Origin of the sequence: Pseudopedobacter saltans DSM 12145, assembly GCF_000190735.1 — a bacterium.
In the GTDB taxonomy this organism is placed as follows: Bacteria; Bacteroidota; Bacteroidia; order Sphingobacteriales; family Sphingobacteriaceae; genus Pseudopedobacter; species Pseudopedobacter saltans.
The window spans coordinates 2,092,375-2,110,379 of record NC_015177.1 but is presented as its reverse complement, the minus strand read 5'-3'; the positions used below and the strand labels follow the sequence as shown (position 1 = coordinate 2,110,379).

Genomic DNA, 18,005 nt, shown 5'->3' with positions numbered 1-18,005 from the left:
AGTATCCTATCAACTATAAAATGTCATATGCGTTGTGCGGTAGCACAAGCTCTGAAGTTCTCAGATGCTTCGAAAGCTTTTGCCTGACAAAATGTGGTTGACACGATCCTGGGAGTCTATTTGAAATTTGTGTAATAGTTTACAGACTCTAAGATTTTAGTCATTTTTACAAGTTGAGGCAAAAATTTATGGATAGGTTTTTGTCCCGATTTTGTTTTATAGGTACCTTAGGCTAAAATCGTTCTTCATGAAAAAAGTAATATTTCTGCTATCAATATTTATGGCAACCTCGATTGCTTTAAAAGCTCAAACTAAGTTAGAGCCTTTAGACAAGGATTTATCAACAGTAAATTATCCTTATGAGGTTCATTTCTTAGAGTTTATATCGCAAAATCAACCGCTAAAGATGGCTTATATGGACATACAGCCTGAAAAGCCTAACGGGAGGAATATATTATTACTTCATGGTAAGAATTTTAATGGAGCGTATTGGGAACGGACAATAAAATTCCTAACAACAGAGGGATTCAGGGTAATTGTTCCGGATCAGATAGGTTTTGGGAAATCAACAAAGCCTCAAAGTTATCAATACAGTTTTAATCAGCTGGCGGAAAACACTAAATCTATTTTAGATAAACTGCAAATTAAAGATGCCATGGTTCTGGGACATTCCATGGGAGGGATGTTGGCTACCCGTTTCGCACTGATGTATCCCGACTTTACTAAAAAACTGATTCTGGAAAATCCTATAGGTTTAGAAGATTACAAATTATTTGCTCCTTATCAGTCTATTGACGAAAATTATAAGGCAGAACTTAAAAATACAGTGGATACATATAGGAATTATCAGCTAAGATTTTATTACGATAATAAATGGAAGGCAGAGTACGAGCCATGGTTGAATCTTTTAGCAGGTTGGACACTACATGCTGATTATCCGGTTATAGCATGGAATGCTGCATTAACTACGGATATGATATTTACTCAGCCGGTAGTTTATGAATTTAAATATATTAAAACTCCAACTTTATTGATTATTGGTACGCGTGACAGAACTGCAATAGGAAAAGACAGAGCGAAAAAAGAGTTACAACCAATGATGGGGCTTTATAACGAGCTTGGCCGAAAAACTCAGAAGTTAATTTCTGGTTCTAAACTTGTGGAATTGGATGGGGTCGGTCATTTGCCACATATAGAGGTCTTTAACAGATTTATTACTCCTCTTTTAGACTTTGTTAAAAACTAAATTTACACGACACCTTAATAGGATTTCTTTCTAAAAAGAGGTAGGGTAAATGTGAATTCAGCTCCTTGCCCCAATTCGCTTTCAACCTCTATTTTTCCGTGATGACGTTCGACTATTTCTTTGGTGAGATAAAGGCCGAGTCCGAGTCCGGAGATATTGCTTACTCCTTCGGCTCGATAAAACCTGGTGAATATATTTTTTTGGCTTTCATTGGACAGCCCAAGCCCGGTATCTTTGATGCTCACTATAGCATTATTTTCATCAGAGCTTAAGAATACATCTACTTTATCTGATTTGGGAGAATATTTAACGGCATTACTTAGAAGATTTATGATGACCTGTTCTAAACGCTGTTTATCACCTTCTATGATCACTGGAGATTTAATATCATCCAAATTGATTTTATGAGATCTGGAAGTATAAGAGAAATTTTCAATACTCTCTAAAACCAATTGGCGCAAGTCAAGAATCTCAATATTAAATTGCAGCTTACCGGCTTCTATTTTTGATACATTTAAAAGGTCTGATACTAAAGATTCCAGTTTACCTACCTGTATTAGTGCTTTGTTGACGAAAAGATCACTCATTTCCTTGTCGTGAGTACTTCTTGACAGGATTTGTAAATACCCTTTTATTGAAGTTAATGGGGTTTTTAATTCGTGACTTGCAAGTGCAATAAACTCGTCTTTTTTTAGATTTAGTGATTTAATCTCTTCAAATAATTCCGAGTTATCCAAGGCTATTGCAGCCTGAGAAGCGATACTGCTAACGATATTTTCGTGTTCTTCGGTAAATTGACCAGCTTTTTTATGCCCGAATAATAATCCTCCTATTACGCGGCCAGAATTTAATTTTACTGGCATAGATAAATAGCTTTTTACAGGAAAATGTCCCTCGGGTATTCCATTATAAGGAGCGTTCTTACCATATCTTTCATCTTTTGTTACATCATCAATCCGGATTGGCGAGTTACCGCTAAATGCCTGATGCAATAAAGAAGTCTCCCGTGGCATCTCCATTTTTTCAAAAATGTCTTTTGACGCTCCCGATAAATTATATAACATCATCTCCTCGCCAGAAGAATTTGTCGTTTTGTAAAAAAATGCTCCAAAATTAGCTCCGGTGACCTTTGTAGTAGCATCAATTACTTTTTGAAGGATCGCTTGTACATCTAGTTTTTCGGAAATTGCTCTGCCAACAGAGTTCAAAACCTCAAGATTTTCCGAATATCTTTTAAAAGCTTGCTGATGCAAAATTTCCAGTGTTATATCGCGGGCAATTTTAGAAGCCCCAATTATTTCTCCTGCAGTATTGAAAATAGGAGAGATGGTTATTGATACATTAATCTCGGAACCATCCTTCTTTAATCTTACGGTTTGGTAATGGTCGATCCTTTTGCCACTCTTGATACTACCGATTATGTTGTCTTCTTCGTGGAACCGATCTCTAGGAATCAATTTTGTAATCGATTGTCCAATCATTTCCTCTTCAGTATATCCAAATATCTTTTCTGCACCCGTATTCCAACTGGTTATTATACCGTTTAAGTCTTTACTGATTATGGCGTTATAGGCATGTTTTACAATATCAGAAAATATAGTCTGTTGTTCCTCAGCCTTCTTATTATGGGTAATATCCAAAAGTGTATTATGAACTGCTATTGGGCAATTATTTTTATCAAAAAAGATTTTTGGATTGGAAATAACTCTTTTTAATGTAGAGTCGGGAAGTTCTATTAAGATTTCTAAACCGGAGGAGTGCTGGTTTGAATTTAAACAGCATGCCATCTCGCTATTTTTAGGAAGTAAAACGGTTCCATCCAGATTATATGTTTTTTGCGCCCCTGTCCAGATTGCGTTTTTAGGAGGTTCATGACCCCATAGATCTATGGCCGCTTCATTATAGTAGATAATCTTACCTTTTATACTGCAAACATAGAATGGTAGAAAGTGATTTTCAAAAATAGGTTTGAAGGTGTCTAAAACATATTGCTCTTTTAAGGATCTATTATTCTCTTCGGATAAATGTGAAAACACGGGCATATAAAACTACAGGAAAATGTCTGTTATAAAAATAGCAAAAAGTTTATTTTATCGTAAGCTTTTTGAAGTTTTTAACGGTCCCGTAGAATTATTTGAATATACCTTGTCCAAAAAAATCAGGTCTGTGAAAATTTGGTGCCGGAGTATTTACTTTATTCCATGATAAATAATGCGGATGGATTAGATCGTCCCCACATTTATAAAAATTCATTCCCAGTAATTCGCCTTTCAAAGAATCGATATTATCGTTTGAAAAAACATGAAAGGGAATAATTACCGTTAATTCCCAATGTACAAGATCAGATTGATTTGCTTTTACAAGTTTTACACTGCGATTTGTTTTTATAGACTGGATATCGACAGGTGATAAAAAAGTTCTGTTTGCTTTATCTGGTCCGTATTGAGCAAGACATGTGCCGTTACAATTGAACTCGAAATTGTAATAATTTTCATTGTCTAAGCTGACAAAAAACTCGACACAGGAATCCTTGTATACCGGATCATTGATGTTGCTATACACTGCTCTGATTTCATCTTCCGATACAAAATACTTAATTGCTAAAGCGTTATCGCCATATAAAATAGAGAAATCACAATTTCCGAGATAATTTTTATTAGGCCATGCACTTTGATTAATGGAATGTTTCTCGGCGGAGTCTAATAACAGGTGGATATCCTCTGGACTATTTGATGTGTTTACTAAAGAGTTGTAATGTATAGCTATGGTATTCATACTACGGCAAATATATAAAAAGCCGTGGTGTTAACGAGCACATAAGGCGTTTTTGTTTTAATATTTATTGATGTAATATTTCGCATTCTCTGCGATAATTATATCTAAGGGAAGATGTTTAATACCGGGAACCTTTTTCTTAAAAACAAGATAATCAGTTAAGTATGAGATTCCTAAATAACCCTGTCCATATGGATTTTGGTTAATAAGATACTTTATCAGGCCGTTTTCCAGATATTCGATGTTTTTGTCCAACAAATCATATCCAACCAATTTGATGTCTTTTAATTTCTTCTTTTGTAAATAGTTAGCAATGTGGTAGGCCTTGGATGTCGTAACGTATATGGCTTTTATATCTTTATTATTTTGAAAAAGTTTGTCTAATTGTCCGAAAAAATCCTTTTCAGTACTGTTGTTAAGTTCAGCAGTGATAGTTTGAAATTCCTTCTTATTCTTAAAGAAGGAGTTGAACCCGTTTTCTTTTTCAAGCAAGTGAGCTGCATTTTTAGTACTTTCATCGATATGGGCTATAACTATGTACCCATTGGAAATACTGTTGCTGATTAGTTTCGCAGCAACCAGACCGCTCTGGAATGAATCTTGCCCGATATAGCTTAGCGGCCCAAAATCGGCAATTTGTGTATTGAAAAATATGAAAGGGATATCGTTTTCTCTCCAATATTCTAAGAAAGGTAGCACTTCTTTGTAGAAAATAGGAGATACCAGTATACCCTCAAAATTGTCTGCAGTAATTTGTTTTGCCTGTTTAATAAAGCTTTCTACGTTATAAGGGTCAAATAAAAACTGCTCCACCGCAATACCGTAGCCTCTCAATTCTTTTTCGGCATGTTTTATCCCCGACGCAGGTGCTTCCCAGTAGGTATCCAGTTTACCGTCCGGAATAAGCGCGGCGATGGTGAAAATTTTATTGTTACCTAAAGCTCTTGCAATAAGATTTGGTTCGTAGTTAAGCTCATCGATTACAGCTAAAACCTTTTTTTTGGCATCCTCAGAAACACGTCCTCTATTGTGTAAAACTCTGTCAACCGTACCGGTTGATACTCCAGATTTTAAAGCGATATCTTTTATTCTTACTACCTTTTTCGCCATTACATCGTTTATTTAACTAAGCAAATGTATTAATTTCTTCATATAATTATAATAAAGTAAAAAGTAATAGCTAAGTATCAGGTTGTTTATAACTAAAATAAGAGGAGCTGTGATTTCATTTGTTAAAAATTATTTATATAATTGTTTTCGGTAACGTTAACGTTTTCTGATTATGAACAAGAAATTTCAAGTTATTTTGTTATTTATTCTGGTTTCATTGATTTGTTTTGGCCAGCAAAACCCAGATATCTCCCATGTTGCATCTAAGAATTGGCGAATAAGTTTTGCCGGATCTTCTGTTACGTGGGGAGGTGGTTTTTTACAGTCTGGATTGGTAAGGGAAGCGATTTTGAATATCCAGAGACAGAAAGCTACTACCATAGAACCCAAAATGGTAAAGGTAAAAGGTACTAAATCTTACTTAAACGGGCCTAATGATCAAAAATATTTCGGAGGAGAGGCTTTAAAAATCACTGGTGTAAATTCGAGTATCAAATTTACGATTGTTGGCGATGAAATAACAATTGTACAAGGTATAGAAAGGGATAATAATTCTGCATCAGAAATTGAAGTATATATAGATGGTAATTTATATGATACGATTAATAACTGGAATACGACATCAATCGGTACAGATAAAAAGGAGTTTATTGGAAATGGCATAAATAAGCAATTTGATTTGGGACGGGCTTTTACTTTTGCACATAAAATACTTCTTAATAATAATTTATTAAAAGGAGACCATAATAAGGGAGGCTATGGAGGAGGAGATATCCCTAAAGATTTAGATTATCTGGTTATCAGGAAATATGGTAAGGATAAAAATGGAAATCCTGAAGTTCACCATTGGATTTCTTTGAAAAATGCTTTGGGAAAGGGAGATAAATTGGCAATTTCTTTTTCTTATGGTGAGGAAATCAGTTACGAGAAAACTACAATAGGAAAATCTGATAAAGGTGAATTAGAGAGTCCTTTCGGTGATGGGGATGTATCTTTTGATATCACTAAGCCAACCAGGGTTTCCAGCGGTTTGGATTATAGAGAAACAGATGACAGAGCAGTTAAAACTTACCGATTTAAAGATATTAAAAAGCGGAATGTGGAATTAAAGATCAAAGGCAATTATAAGAATGCAAAAGATCTGCCTTATTTTATTTTCAATTTTGCAACTAACAGATTTTTTTCTTTCCAAAATGCGGGCATTGGGGGATGGAAACTAGCATTCTTTAATAATCCCGCTGATTTTCACCGCAGTTATACGAAAATAGCAAGCTTCTCGCCGGATATTTTATATATGGAGACGACACCAAATGACGATTGGAATGTAAATGGATATAAGCTCTATACCGAGTATCCGAATTTCTCTTTGCGTGAGTTGCAATCTATCAGGACATTGCCTATTAAATCTATAGCATATAATCAAGCTTCGGATATCTATAACTTCCAAAAATGGGTAGGTAAAATAAATAAAATAACGAAAAACAGTGCCTACTTCTTAGTAGACGGACATCATAAAATAGATACGGCACCCAAACCAGGCGATTATGTCTTTCTTGGAGGATACTATTCTAATAATAAAGAATACATCGTAAGAAAAGTTAAAAAATATGATGAAGCCAGTCATCAGATATTTTTTGACAGACCTATAACTTCTGAAGAGTTGATTTATGACAATATCGATGTTCTTAATGGGATGGAAATCAGGATCAGGTCTTTGTCCGTTTTCGAGCAGGATTTTAGAAAGTTTGTTGGTCATATGAGGAAATTAAAACCTGAAATAAAGATTGCTTCCATGGTTAATCCGTTGCCGGTTATTGGTGCCAGAGAATTATGGGGGTATTGGGATTTGATGAACGAAATTTCTAAAGAAATAAAAATCGAAAATTTAGAGGTTAAACCTTTTTATGACTATCAATATTCACAAAAAAGGGATAACGAGATTATTATAGACGCGGAGAAATTACAGGTTAATCCATTAACTGGTTATCTGGAAACGCAAATAGACCGATTTGATGGTAAAAATCGTCAGAATTATGAGGTGATAGTAAATGGTAAAAATGTTTATGGAATTGATGCTTTGGTTCGGAACCCATATGCTTATGGCGTAGACTTTAGTCTTAAAAAAGGTACGCTTAATATGGATTACCGAAAAGAAGGAGTGAGGGCGAATCAAAAAATTAACCAAAAGATGGAACTTGTTTTCCTTAAGAATGCACCAGCTTCGGGCAAAATTCAAATCAGGTTTTCAACTAAAAACTGGAGTGCAGATGGATGCCACGTTAGAACAGGAGACGATGGTTCTAAGATATACGGTGCTATTTATTATGATTATTTCAGTAAAATAATAAACGAAAAATCTGTTTTGAAATAGAAAAGGCTGTCTTAAAAAAGTCAAACATTATTGTCCTTGCGGGGAAGGATATCCTGTCCCAAACTTGATTCGGGAACGCAAGCAATCTCATTTGTAATGATTTTTATAAGAGACTGCCGCGTTCCGTTCGCAGTGACATGATGTTTTTACTGAATTTTATTTGTTTTACCAGTTTTAATTTTCTCTGGAATATCAATTCTTTACAAATTTAATACTCTTAAAGATTACTGCATTAGAGACAGTTAGGAGATAAATTTGTGGTTTTAGATCTTCTATGTTATATAGAAATTGACTGGAATCGTTAACATCATAATTGTCTATTTTCCTGATAATCTTTCCTGTCATATCAGAAATAGTGATGACAGTATGATTAAAAGCTTTTGCAGGATATGAAATGTGTAAATCTTTTGAAGAGGGATTAGGATAGGTGACTATATCAATTTTGTTATCAATATTTATACTTAAAATCTTGCTAAAACTAAATTTACCATCGTTATCTATCTGTTTTAAACGATAGTAATTAGTGCCATAAGAAGGCGAGTTGTCATTAAAGCTGTAATAATTCAAGCCTGCATTATTTTTAGAAGATATCGTTCCAACAGTAATAAAGTTATTTCGATCAGTACCGCGTTCAATTAGGAAGTCTTTCGTGTTGATCTCGTTTGCTGTAATCCAGTTCAGTGCAACTGAAGAAAATACTGTGTTTTTTTTAAGAGCTAAACTAAAATTTACAAAGTCTAAAGGCAAAGTAGAGGTATTCTGTAAAGAAAAACTACCAAAAGAAGTAATTCCCGAATGTTCAGCCTGATAAAAGCCTGAGGCATCCGGACCTGTAGTTAATGAAGTTGCAACAGGAGTCCACGAACTTCCATCTAATCTGGCTAAAGATACACCTTGCAAAAGATCGAATCCCGAACCTTGATCGGCGGCTTTCCAGTTAAGTTTTATATTAGTATTTGCACCTGCATCTTCCGTTGTGATATTCCATTGTCTGTTAACAATTTGTGTACTGGCCGGATTCACATCAAATGTACTCACAAGATTTACAGTGAAATTGGTCTCTGTACCTGAATTATTTAAAATGACAGAATTAGCAGAAGATCCTGATTGTAAGCCGATAGGGAATAGGACATCATTATTGTCAACTTTTCTTTTTAGGGAACCATTTCCTGCCAATCTGAAATAATTGTCTCCGGTAGTAAGTGTCGTGGTTTTAGTGGCGTCTATAAGTCCACCGTTGTTTACGTTGATGACAACTTTTCCATCATTGTTTCCGGAAGGCGAGGAGTTGATAAGGTTTAAGCCTGTGCCGAGTTTTAAAAGGCCATTTATGTTAAGAATTACATTTTTATCTGAGGCGCTGTTAGAGACAGGAATGATGTGAGATGTTACTGTTGAATTGCTGATATCCAATATTCCATTGATATTATAGGTATAGTTACCCCCCGGGTAGGAAGTTGAGTTACTTGCAAAATGAAAATATCCACTATTATTTAATATCCTAACTGTTTTTCCTTCATTAATAGTTATTGTATAATTATCTGTTGATTTGTTCGCACTATTATTGTAATAAGCCGTAAAAGCAGCGGCATTTTCAGCTGTAACTGTTATATCCTGATCTATTTCCATCACGAAGTTATTATTGTTCCCAGAAACTGCTCGTAAACGCTCGACCTGACATATTCCTGAACCTCTTATAATGACGCTGGCTGCGTTTGCGGCAGCTTCTAACATAATACCATCACCAGTTCCGTTTGTAGAACCAATTAAGCCGTTATTTTGTACAATGGCATTACTTCCACTTACACCGCCTACTCGTAAAAAATAAGCCTCTTCCGCAGCATTTACACTAGAATTTAGAGTTGCGCCAGCTTCAACAGTTAAGTTGTTACAACTATTGCTGCCGTCTAATGTCACTGTGTGTCCAGCTGTTACAGTTACATTTCTGGAGCTTCCGGGCTTTGTGGTAGCAGCTTTCCAGGATGTGGAGTATATCTCCCAGACACCGATGTCATTCCAATTCCCAGACTTTACAGAGCGATAATCTCCACTTATCTGTGCCTTCAGTTGCGAAAAGCAACAAATAGCTAATAAAAGCGTAAATAATTTTTTCATATCTAATGATTTAAGGTTAAAGACTTTATTTCTTATAAAACAGTATGCTTTTCTGGTCAGATGAATTTTTGAAAGACAGCACATAAATTCCCACAGGAAGATGATGTATTTCGATAGTACTGCTGGTATCATTTAAATCGGGTATATGTTTAGATCGAATTTTTCCGCTCATATCCGAAACAAAAATTACCGAACCCGCTAAAGCAGCATTGTGCTTTATAATAATTTGTTTATCTGCCGGATTTGGATATAAACTGAATTGATTCTTCTGTATCTGATTTTTTGTTTCCGGTGATAAGGCTTTTATAGAAAGCGTACTTTCTTCGCTCGGTAATTGAATAGTATTACTATAAAAAATACTTCCGGTATGGTCATTTCTGATACTGCCTATTTTGTAATAAACAGGAGTTTCGGTAGAAAATATATCCTGAAAGAAGTAATTGGTCTTGTTGATATCACCATTGATCTCCTTAATCTTACTGAAGGTATTGTTATCACTAGAACGGTACAGCTCGAATTTATACTGATCTTTTCCCCAATCAACGTTAAAATTAACTTGAACAGTGTCACTATTATTGAGTCTGGCACCGTTTACATTTTCAAAAACTACCTGTTGGTCCGGAGAGGGAATACTGTTAATGTATTTTTCCAAAAATGTATATCCATCAGTAGCGTATGCATTGCGGTTTACACTGGTAGAGTCTGTGCTGTTTCCATTTTGTTTAGCTTCCCACCAGTCAGGTAAACCGTCATTATCGCTATCTTTAGGATAGATTGTCGTATTGAGCGTTGGCCAACCACCAACAGTAGTTTGGCTGTCTATGATACCCGACGGAGAATCCATTCCCGAAACAGAGAAGCTGGTATCTGCAAAAGTAGTAACACCCGTTTGCACCTCTTTCACAATACGCCTGTCTACCGTATCTCGTCTTGGCAATATTGCTCCGGCGCTGTTAAGTACAGATGAATAAGCATCTGTTGCGCTTTGGGTATTAACGGCAGTATAACTAAATGGAGTAGTTGCCTTTATTGAATCTACAGGTATACCAGAGGCTATGTCAATTCCGGTCCAATTATCTGCAGTAACATCTGGAAATCCGTTTACATAATTACCATCTATATAGAATTTTCCATGCTGAATAGTGGTAGCGTTACTGTAGCTTAAAATACGTTTTTTTCGAAATGTACCTGCTGTAGCAGGACCACCTTTATAATAGTTATTTACCATGTTCTGATGTCCCCCAATTCCACCGTAAGTTCCACCGTACCAATTGAAAATGACATTGTTCCTGAAATCCACATATTCCAGTTCAGGTTGTCCATTATTTTCGCTTCCAGAAAATCTGGGGTTACGATTACTATGGCTGGCCAATAGGTTGTGATGAAAAGAAGCGTTTTGACCTCCCCATATACCTCCATATCCATGTGGAGTTGGTTTTGGGTGTGCGGCCCTGTACAAGCTTTCGCTAATGATACTCCATTGTAATGTAAAGGCTGCAATAGCATAGAAAGAAGCTGCCTCGTCTGTAGACCAGCTTAGCGAACAATGATCTACAATAATATTTCGAAATGGATTTTGTATAGGTGTACCGAATGTATTGTACATGGCATCTACCGTTTTAGTAGAATCACCCGGACGGGTAATTATGTCTCCGGGGCGGGATCTTAAATATCTGATGATAACGTTGCTAGCGCTGATAGCCAGACCGTAATTGGCTAAACAGATGCCGTCTCCGGGAGCAGTTTGTCCAGCAATCGTAATGTTATCTTTCTGAATGACAATAGGACTCTCAAGAAATATAGTACCCGAAGTTTTAAATAATATGGTTCTGTTTCCTTCGCTCACGGCATCGCGTAAACTGCCCGTTCCTGAATTATTCAGATTAGTGACATAGTATATTTGACCACCCCGGCCACCAGATGCATTTCTTCCGCCACCCTCGGCTTCCGGAAACGCTATTTGCGAAATTATATTCGTCTGGACCTTTATCCTGACATTTTTAGAAACAAGATACTTGTCGCTTATAGACGATGTTGTCCATGGATATACTCTTAAGTAGAAGGCTTTTCCAAAAGGGATTTCGATATGGAGATTTTCAAATTTATGTTCTACAGGAACCGAACCCGTAGCAACGGAAATATCGGTAGCTAAGTTTGTAAAATTAACACTGTCTGATGACCAGGCTATTCTGGCATGTGCATAAGAAGATGAGTTAAAGCTCAGCGGAATACTTAGCTCCTTAATGGTCATGTCATGAGCATTTGAAGGGCTGATTTTGTATTCAATAAATCTGTTGGTGTTTGGAACAGACTCAGCCGGCCATGTACCTGAAGATGGTAAAATCCGTTGACCACCATTGCCCGATATATAGTTATTAACTGTAAGGTTGTTTAGTTTTTGATTATGCGCGGCGATGTTGCCAGAAGAAACAGCACTTTGATTTGCCGTTAAAGGCCATGTAACCTGAGGAGCTGTACTGGCAGTTCCGGTGATTTTAATATTTTTAGCGACAAGATACTTCCCGGTAATAACAGATGTAGTCCACGGAAAAATACGGAGAAATAATGTATCTCCATCATGAATGTCAATGTTGAGATTATCGAATGTGTATGGAGTGGGAGAGGAAGACGAATTGAGTATAATAGTACCAGATATTGGTGTGAAATTGCTCTTGTCTGTTGACCAGAAAATGCTTGCCCTGCCTGCACCAGATCCGTTGAAACTCAATGATGCTTCAATCTCCGAAATATTGAGTGTGTAACCGCTTGCGGGTGCTATGGCATATTCCATGTACCGCGTAGCATTATACGAACTTTCTGCGGGCCAGGTATTTCCTGAAGGAATAGTTCTTTCACCTCCACTGATATAATCAAAATGGTTTAGTGTATGTAATAACTGATTTGTTGCTGTTACAGAACCACTTGTTACTGCATTTTGATTGCTGGTAAGCGACCATGAAGCATTTGCGGCTGTTTGAGCGTTTACTTTATAAAAAGTAAAGCACAAAAGTATAAGCAGAATGTGTAAATTTCTTTTCATAACTGGTCATGTTTTAAGTATGTGATTAGAAATTATAGGTGTAAAATTTCCTTTTCCAACCTTATAGACGGTTAGGGTAGTGTTTATAATTGGTATATATATATCCGGTAGTTTGTTATTCTACCGGATTATTTATATGTTAAATCAATTAATATCCATCAGTTTATTTTAGGTTTGGATTAGCATCTGTGGCTGATTGAGGCAATGGATATAGTTCGCTGTGATTAGGCCGAAACAATTGGGCAACATTGGTAATCCATGTATCAGTTAGGGCTACAATCCAGTTAACCCGGGTAAAACCTGTAGGAGCTTTGCTTGGAGTCGGCTTGTACAAAGAATGGCTCCAGATAACTTCAGTAGACGACGGTTTGTAATACATATATTGCGGTAGGTTGTTATACGGAGCCTGTTTAAGCCTCATTTTAGTCAGCTTTTCTCTTACTTCGGTAATCTTCTGCCCCAGGAGGTTCCACCTTATCAGGTCATATTTTCTGATGCCCTCTCCACCGAATTCAAAAGATCTTTCATTAACAATAGCAGTGCGAAAAGCATCATGTGTCGTCGGTGTTGTTCCAATTAAAGAAGCATTTCCACCAAACCCTCTTATTCTTACTTCTTCAAAAGCTTCAATAGCAGCTCTGGTAGGTGCTGCTGGATTTAAAGCATTCTCTGCTTCAGCAAACATAAGCAGTACATCTGAGAATCTTATTAATGGCCAGTTTAATCCTGTTGCCTGTATTGCAGAACTTAGTTTTGGAGTAATCCAGTCTGAACGGAATTTGCCACTAGTCATATTTAATAATGGTTGCACTGTTTTATAATATTCAGGACTGTTATAATAAGGAGCACAGGTAACATCTCTTCTTACATCCAAAGAATCAAAATCATAGAAATAACTAGGTATAACTCTTATTTGCCCGTTGCCTAGTAAAGATGTATTTCCCGGAACGTAAAATCTTGGACCATCATAATAGCCGATATTACTGTCTGTTTCGCGGCCCATAGCTACTTCAAATAAAACTTCTCCATAAGGATCAATCTTATAAGAATCAATTCCATCTTTAAATACAGCTTTGAAGCTTGGATTTAGTGTATGCTGATCACGACGTTGCATAATGTCATAACACTCATCTCTCGCAATCTTGTAATATTTTAAAGAATCGGTACGTTGTTCCATCATACCCGAAGCTCTTCTTAAAGAATAACCTGCTCTATGGATAGCCAGCCTTGCTCGTAAGGCTTTTACAGCACCTTTCGTTATTCTTTCATCAGAAGCTACCTCAGTTCTCCAGGGTACTAATTCTGTTGCTTTTTCAAGGTCTGCTATAAGCCTGTTGTAAATGGTGTCTCTGTCGGTCCTTCCCAAAAATAAATCCGGCTGATCTATAGATGGTTCAAAAGGAGCAGGAATATCGCCCCAATTTCTTATCAATTCAAAATAGAATTGGGCTCTTAGCGTTAATGCTTCACCGTGTAATCTTCTTAGCTGTTTCTTCTCTTCTTCAGAACCATTTTGGTATAATGCCATAGCAGGAATATTCTTAATGCAGGAGTTGGCTCGTTCTATTCCTGAATACAATTGTTCGAAAGGTAATTTCAGTTGCGCATTAGTTGGTTGTACATTATACCTTGATAAATCTCTTGAGCTGTTATCTGGTGCTGTGGTATTTAGTACGCCTACCATCTCATCATTGTCATAAGGATACATTAAACTCAAACGACTGCCGTATGCCTGTAATCCTGCAAGTCTGTCATAAGCCCCCAGAACTGCACTTGTTGCATTGGGAACTGTACTGAATACGTAACTTTCATCAAAAGCAGAAGAAGGATCTGAGTTTAAATATTTTTTACATGAAGCCGTTGTAATCATTAACAAGCAGCCTAGTGCTATAAAATGATACGAATAAGTTTTTCTTTTCATTATGAATCAATTTTATAATGAGAGATTAAGTCCGAATATGAATGTCTTGCTGCGCGGATAAGCTGCGTAATCGACTCCCGGAGTTACGGGTATAGCTCTTCTGGTATTTACTTCAGGGTCGTAGCCCGAGTAATTGGTAAATACTGCCAGGTTATTGACTGTTCCATATACTCTTAGTTTATTAATTTTGAAACGGTTTACAAGTTTTGTTGGAAAGGTATAACCGAGTGTAATGTTATTTATTCTCAGAAAAGACCCATCTTCCATAGCCCACGATGTTGGGTACCATGCTCCTGTACCGCTAATTGGTATCCACATAGAAGCATCTTTATTTATCGCTGATAATATTTCAGGTGCAACTCCTGTCACATATTGTTGTCCGCCAATAGTTTCTACCTGTTGTATCCTGTTACCATTTTGGTCAATGGTTTTCCAACGGTTAGAAACCATATCCAAAGAGTTGGCATAGGAACTATAGGCATTCGTAAATTCTATTTTGTTGGCATTGTAAACATCGTTGCCAACAACAAAATTCACAAAAATGCTCATGTCGAAGTTTTTATAAGTGAACTGCTGGTTTAGTCCTCCTGTAAATTTGGGGTTTGCATTTCCAATAATGGTTTTGTCATTCTCATCAATCACATGGTTGCCATCAAGATCTTTCAGTTTCATCCAACCCGGTTGAGCTATACCAATAACACCCGATACATCTGTCATACCTGCTTTAAGTGTGTATCGTGACGTTGCTGCATCATAATCAAAGTCATCTGTAGTATAAAACCCATCAGATACAAAACCGTACATAGCTCCAACAGGCTGTCCTACCTGAACGATATAGTCTGCAGGTTGTCCTGAAATACCAAAGCCGGAGTTCTGGAAATAAAAGTCTTGCCTGTCAGATATTTTCTCAATTTTGTTTCTGTTAAAAGCCATATTGAAATTGGTATTCCAGCTAAAATTTCTGTTGCTTACGGGAGTGGCTGTAATCTGGAATTCCAGCCCTTTGTTGGCCGTTCTGCCTATATTTTGCAGTTGTGAGGTAAAACCTGATGTAGACGGAATTGGAACGCGGATTAGTAAATCATGTACCTTGTTCTGATAAGCGTCTACTGTAAGTTGTATACGGTTTCTTAATAAAGAGAGATCTAGTCCAATGTTTTTCGAAACGGTAGTTTCCCACACCAGATTTTTATTGGCAAGTTCTTCAACGGCATATCCGGGGATAATCTCTTCGTTCAGTGCATACTTTGCATTTCCTTTGTATACGTTCATGAACAGGTAATCGTCTATACGGTCGTTACCGGAAGAACCATAACTCAGACGTAGTTTCATATCAGAAATCAGAGGAATATCTTTCATAAAGTCTTCCTGCGAAATCCGCCATGCCACAGATCCTGAAGGGAAATACCCCCATCTGTTACCCTCTGCGAACCTGGAAGAGGCATCTGTTCTAAAACTGACAGTTGCTAAAAACTTATCTTTATAGCTGTAATTGGTACGGTTAAAGAAAGATAGCGTCCTTGTGGCCGACTTGTATGTTAGAGGGTAGAGTTCCGGAGATGTAAGTAAGGTTCCAAGATTTAGCTGTCCCAGGGCTTTTTCGGCCGGAATTCCTGCAGGGAAGTTTTTTAATTGGATTTCAGAGCTTTTATAGTCAATATTATAAAACTCATTGCCCAGCAAAATATCTAATTTGTGATCTTTAAGTTTTTTTAGATTAAACGTTAATACGTTAGAAAAAGTTAAGTTGTCTTTATTGGCATCAAGTACACCGGCCATTGGTAAACGGGCACCCAATACCCTCGACCGGGATGTAATGCCATCTTCGAAATTTTCGGTAGATTGCCTGTTATAATTAACACCAAATGTGCTTCTAAAAGAAAGAACTTTGTTAAAGTTATAATTGAGGTATCCGTTAAGGTTGGTAATTTGCATTTCCCTGTTTCGGTATTGGGCATTGCTTAACGCAACAGGGTTAATTATACCAATAGCATTTCCGGTATTAGTGTCTTCATAATAACTTTCGTCAATTTCATCTTCTGCAAGGTTGCCTATGTTTAATGGCATATATTTAATCGTATGTCGAAGCATATTATAGGTGGTGGCCCCCGCATCAGAAGTACCGGCTCCTAAAATATTTTGCTTAGTGTATCTTACATTAAATCCAACTCTTAGCTTATTGCTTACTTTGTTATCGAATTTGAAATTTACCAACTTTCTGTCGAAGCTGGAGTTAAGCATAATACCATCATCGTTGTTACTGGTTACGCTGAGGTTGTATTGTGTGGCTTTGGTCCCGCCAACTACGCTCACATTGTGAGTTTGCATAAAGGCATCATTGCCAAAAGTTCTTTCCTGCCAGTCTATAAATGGAGTTTGTTTATATTGTTCTATATTAGCCCATGTACCATATCTGGTTTCAAAGGCAGTTTCAGTATTGCTTAATCCTCTTGAACGTTCGTATTGGTAAAGAACAAAATCATAGGGTTTCATCACATCCAGCTTATTGGCAAGGGTTTTTATACCAAATATGTTATTGTAATTCACCTGGGTTTTCATTTCTTTACCGCCTTTAGTGGTAATAATGACTACTCCGTTAGCGCCTCTGGCTCCGTAGATGGAAGTTGCCGATGCGTCTTTTAGAACATCTACAGAAGCAATATCCTGAGGGGATAAGCTCGCTAAACCATCTTCTACCTGTACACCATCTATAATGTATAAAGGATCGTTACTTTGTGTTATGGAACCACCTCCGCGTACTTTTATCTGTACTTCTGCTCCCGGGCTTCCTTCGGAGGTAGTTACCTGAACTCCGGCAAGACGGCCCGTAAGTGCTTCGGCTGCAGAATTTACAGGAATATCTTTGAGTTGTTTTTCATTGATAGAAGATACAGAACCAGTTAAATCTTTACGTTCAACAGTTGCGTAACCAATTGCAACAACTTCTTTTAGCTGTAAAGGCTCTTCTTCCAGTAAGAAATTGATTTCTGTTTGGTCCTTTAAAGAAACTTCCTGAGGAATAAACCCAATATATCTGGCAACCAATATAACATCAGTCTTTCCTTTTTGTATATTTAAAGAGAAACTACCAGTTTGATCGGTTAATGTGCCCTGGGTATCACCTTTTATACCTACACTAGCTCCAATTAAAGGTCCTCTATCACCTTTACTCAATACCTTACCCCTTATTTTAGTTTGAGCATGTAACAGCCCCGAGCTGCTAATGACAAGTACAACGATAAATTTAAGCAGTTTTAGCATCATATTTAATAAGTTTATAGGTTATCAATTATTTAAAGACTTGAAAAACATTAAGATTTTTCGTCCCGATGTTTTGATACTGCTCCAGTCCTCAGTGTGTTAAAACAAGATTACATTTTTCTGACGAGGAAGTGATTTAAAACCGTCAAAAAATTAATGCAAGCGT

Annotated in this window: 9 protein-coding genes; 2 read left to right on the top strand and 7 right to left on the bottom strand. The window is 36.9% G+C overall.

The window, feature by feature from the left end:
* The first annotated feature begins 247 nt into the window (after positions 1-247).
* A complete protein-coding gene (locus PEDSA_RS09025; protein WP_013632851.1) occupies positions 248-1,246 on the top strand; it encodes an alpha/beta fold hydrolase in 999 nt (332 codons plus the stop codon).
* A gap of 14 nt (positions 1,247-1,260) precedes the next feature.
* Here PEDSA_RS09025 and PEDSA_RS09020 read toward each other — a convergent pair whose 3' ends face one another.
* From PEDSA_RS09020 to PEDSA_RS09010, 3 genes are all read right to left on the bottom strand, one after another.
* On the bottom strand, positions 1,261-3,288 hold the full coding sequence (locus tag PEDSA_RS09020; protein ID WP_013632850.1) for a PAS domain-containing sensor histidine kinase: 2,028 nt from the start codon (positions 3,286-3,288) through the stop codon (positions 1,261-1,263).
* Positions 3,289-3,376: 88 nt separating this feature from the next.
* Entirely contained in the window at positions 3,377-4,021 is a 645-nt protein-coding gene (locus PEDSA_RS09015) for a carbohydrate-binding family 9-like protein (protein ID WP_013632849.1), read from the bottom strand.
* Between the two features lie 57 nt (positions 4,022-4,078).
* A complete protein-coding gene (locus PEDSA_RS09010; RefSeq protein WP_013632848.1) occupies positions 4,079-5,131 on the bottom strand; it encodes a substrate-binding domain-containing protein in 1,053 nt (350 codons plus the stop codon).
* A gap of 172 nt (positions 5,132-5,303) precedes the next feature.
* Here PEDSA_RS09010 and PEDSA_RS09005 point away from each other — a divergent pair, with 172 nt between their 5' ends.
* Entirely contained in the window at positions 5,304-7,502 is a 2,199-nt protein-coding gene (locus PEDSA_RS09005) for a hypothetical protein (protein WP_013632847.1), read from the top strand.
* A gap of 192 nt (positions 7,503-7,694) precedes the next feature.
* Here the strand turns inward: PEDSA_RS09005 and PEDSA_RS19555 are convergent, their stop codons facing one another.
* The 4 genes from PEDSA_RS19555 to PEDSA_RS08985 all read right to left on the bottom strand — a co-directional run bounded on the left by PEDSA_RS19555 (position 7,695) and on the right by PEDSA_RS08985 (position 17,842).
* Complete coding sequence (locus tag PEDSA_RS19555) at positions 7,695-9,617, bottom strand: T9SS type A sorting domain-containing protein (protein WP_013632846.1); 1,923 nt, start codon at positions 9,615-9,617, stop codon at positions 7,695-7,697.
* A 25-nt stretch (positions 9,618-9,642) separates the two neighbouring features.
* Complete coding sequence (locus tag PEDSA_RS08995) at positions 9,643-12,657, bottom strand: T9SS type A sorting domain-containing protein (protein ID WP_013632845.1); 3,015 nt, start codon at positions 12,655-12,657, stop codon at positions 9,643-9,645.
* Positions 12,658-12,820: 163 nt separating this feature from the next.
* The gene (locus tag PEDSA_RS08990) at positions 12,821-14,578 is read right to left on the bottom strand and encodes a RagB/SusD family nutrient uptake outer membrane protein (protein ID WP_013632844.1); all 1,758 of its coding nucleotides are present in this window, start codon (positions 14,576-14,578) and stop codon (positions 12,821-12,823) included.
* Between the two features lie 12 nt (positions 14,579-14,590).
* The gene (locus tag PEDSA_RS08985) at positions 14,591-17,842 is read right to left on the bottom strand and encodes a SusC/RagA family TonB-linked outer membrane protein (RefSeq protein WP_013632843.1); all 3,252 of its coding nucleotides are present in this window, start codon (positions 17,840-17,842) and stop codon (positions 14,591-14,593) included.
* Between the last annotated feature and the right edge of the window lie 163 nt (positions 17,843-18,005).

What these genes read in the sequence shown, in the direction of transcription:
- PEDSA_RS08985 (WP_013632843.1), bottom strand. Translation starts at nt 17,842, where the DNA reads ATGATGCTAAAACTGCTTAAATTTATCGTTGTACTTGTCATTAGCAGC.
- PEDSA_RS09025 (WP_013632851.1), top strand. Translation starts at nt 248, where the DNA reads ATGAAAAAAGTAATATTTCTGCTATCAATATTTATGGCAACCTCGATT.
- PEDSA_RS08990 (WP_013632844.1), bottom strand. Translation starts at nt 14,578, where the DNA reads ATGAAAAGAAAAACTTATTCGTATCATTTTATAGCACTAGGCTGCTTG.
- PEDSA_RS09015 (WP_013632849.1), bottom strand. Translation starts at nt 4,021, where the DNA reads ATGAATACCATAGCTATACATTACAACTCTTTAGTAAACACATCAAAT.
- PEDSA_RS09005 (WP_013632847.1), top strand. Translation starts at nt 5,304, where the DNA reads ATGAACAAGAAATTTCAAGTTATTTTGTTATTTATTCTGGTTTCATTG.
- PEDSA_RS08995 (WP_013632845.1), bottom strand. Translation starts at nt 12,657, where the DNA reads ATGAAAAGAAATTTACACATTCTGCTTATACTTTTGTGCTTTACTTTT.
- PEDSA_RS19555 (WP_013632846.1), bottom strand. Translation starts at nt 9,617, where the DNA reads ATGAAAAAATTATTTACGCTTTTATTAGCTATTTGTTGCTTTTCGCAA.
- PEDSA_RS09020 (WP_013632850.1), bottom strand. Translation starts at nt 3,288, where the DNA reads ATGCCCGTGTTTTCACATTTATCCGAAGAGAATAATAGATCCTTAAAA.
- PEDSA_RS09010 (WP_013632848.1), bottom strand. Translation starts at nt 5,131, where the DNA reads ATGGCGAAAAAGGTAGTAAGAATAAAAGATATCGCTTTAAAATCTGGA.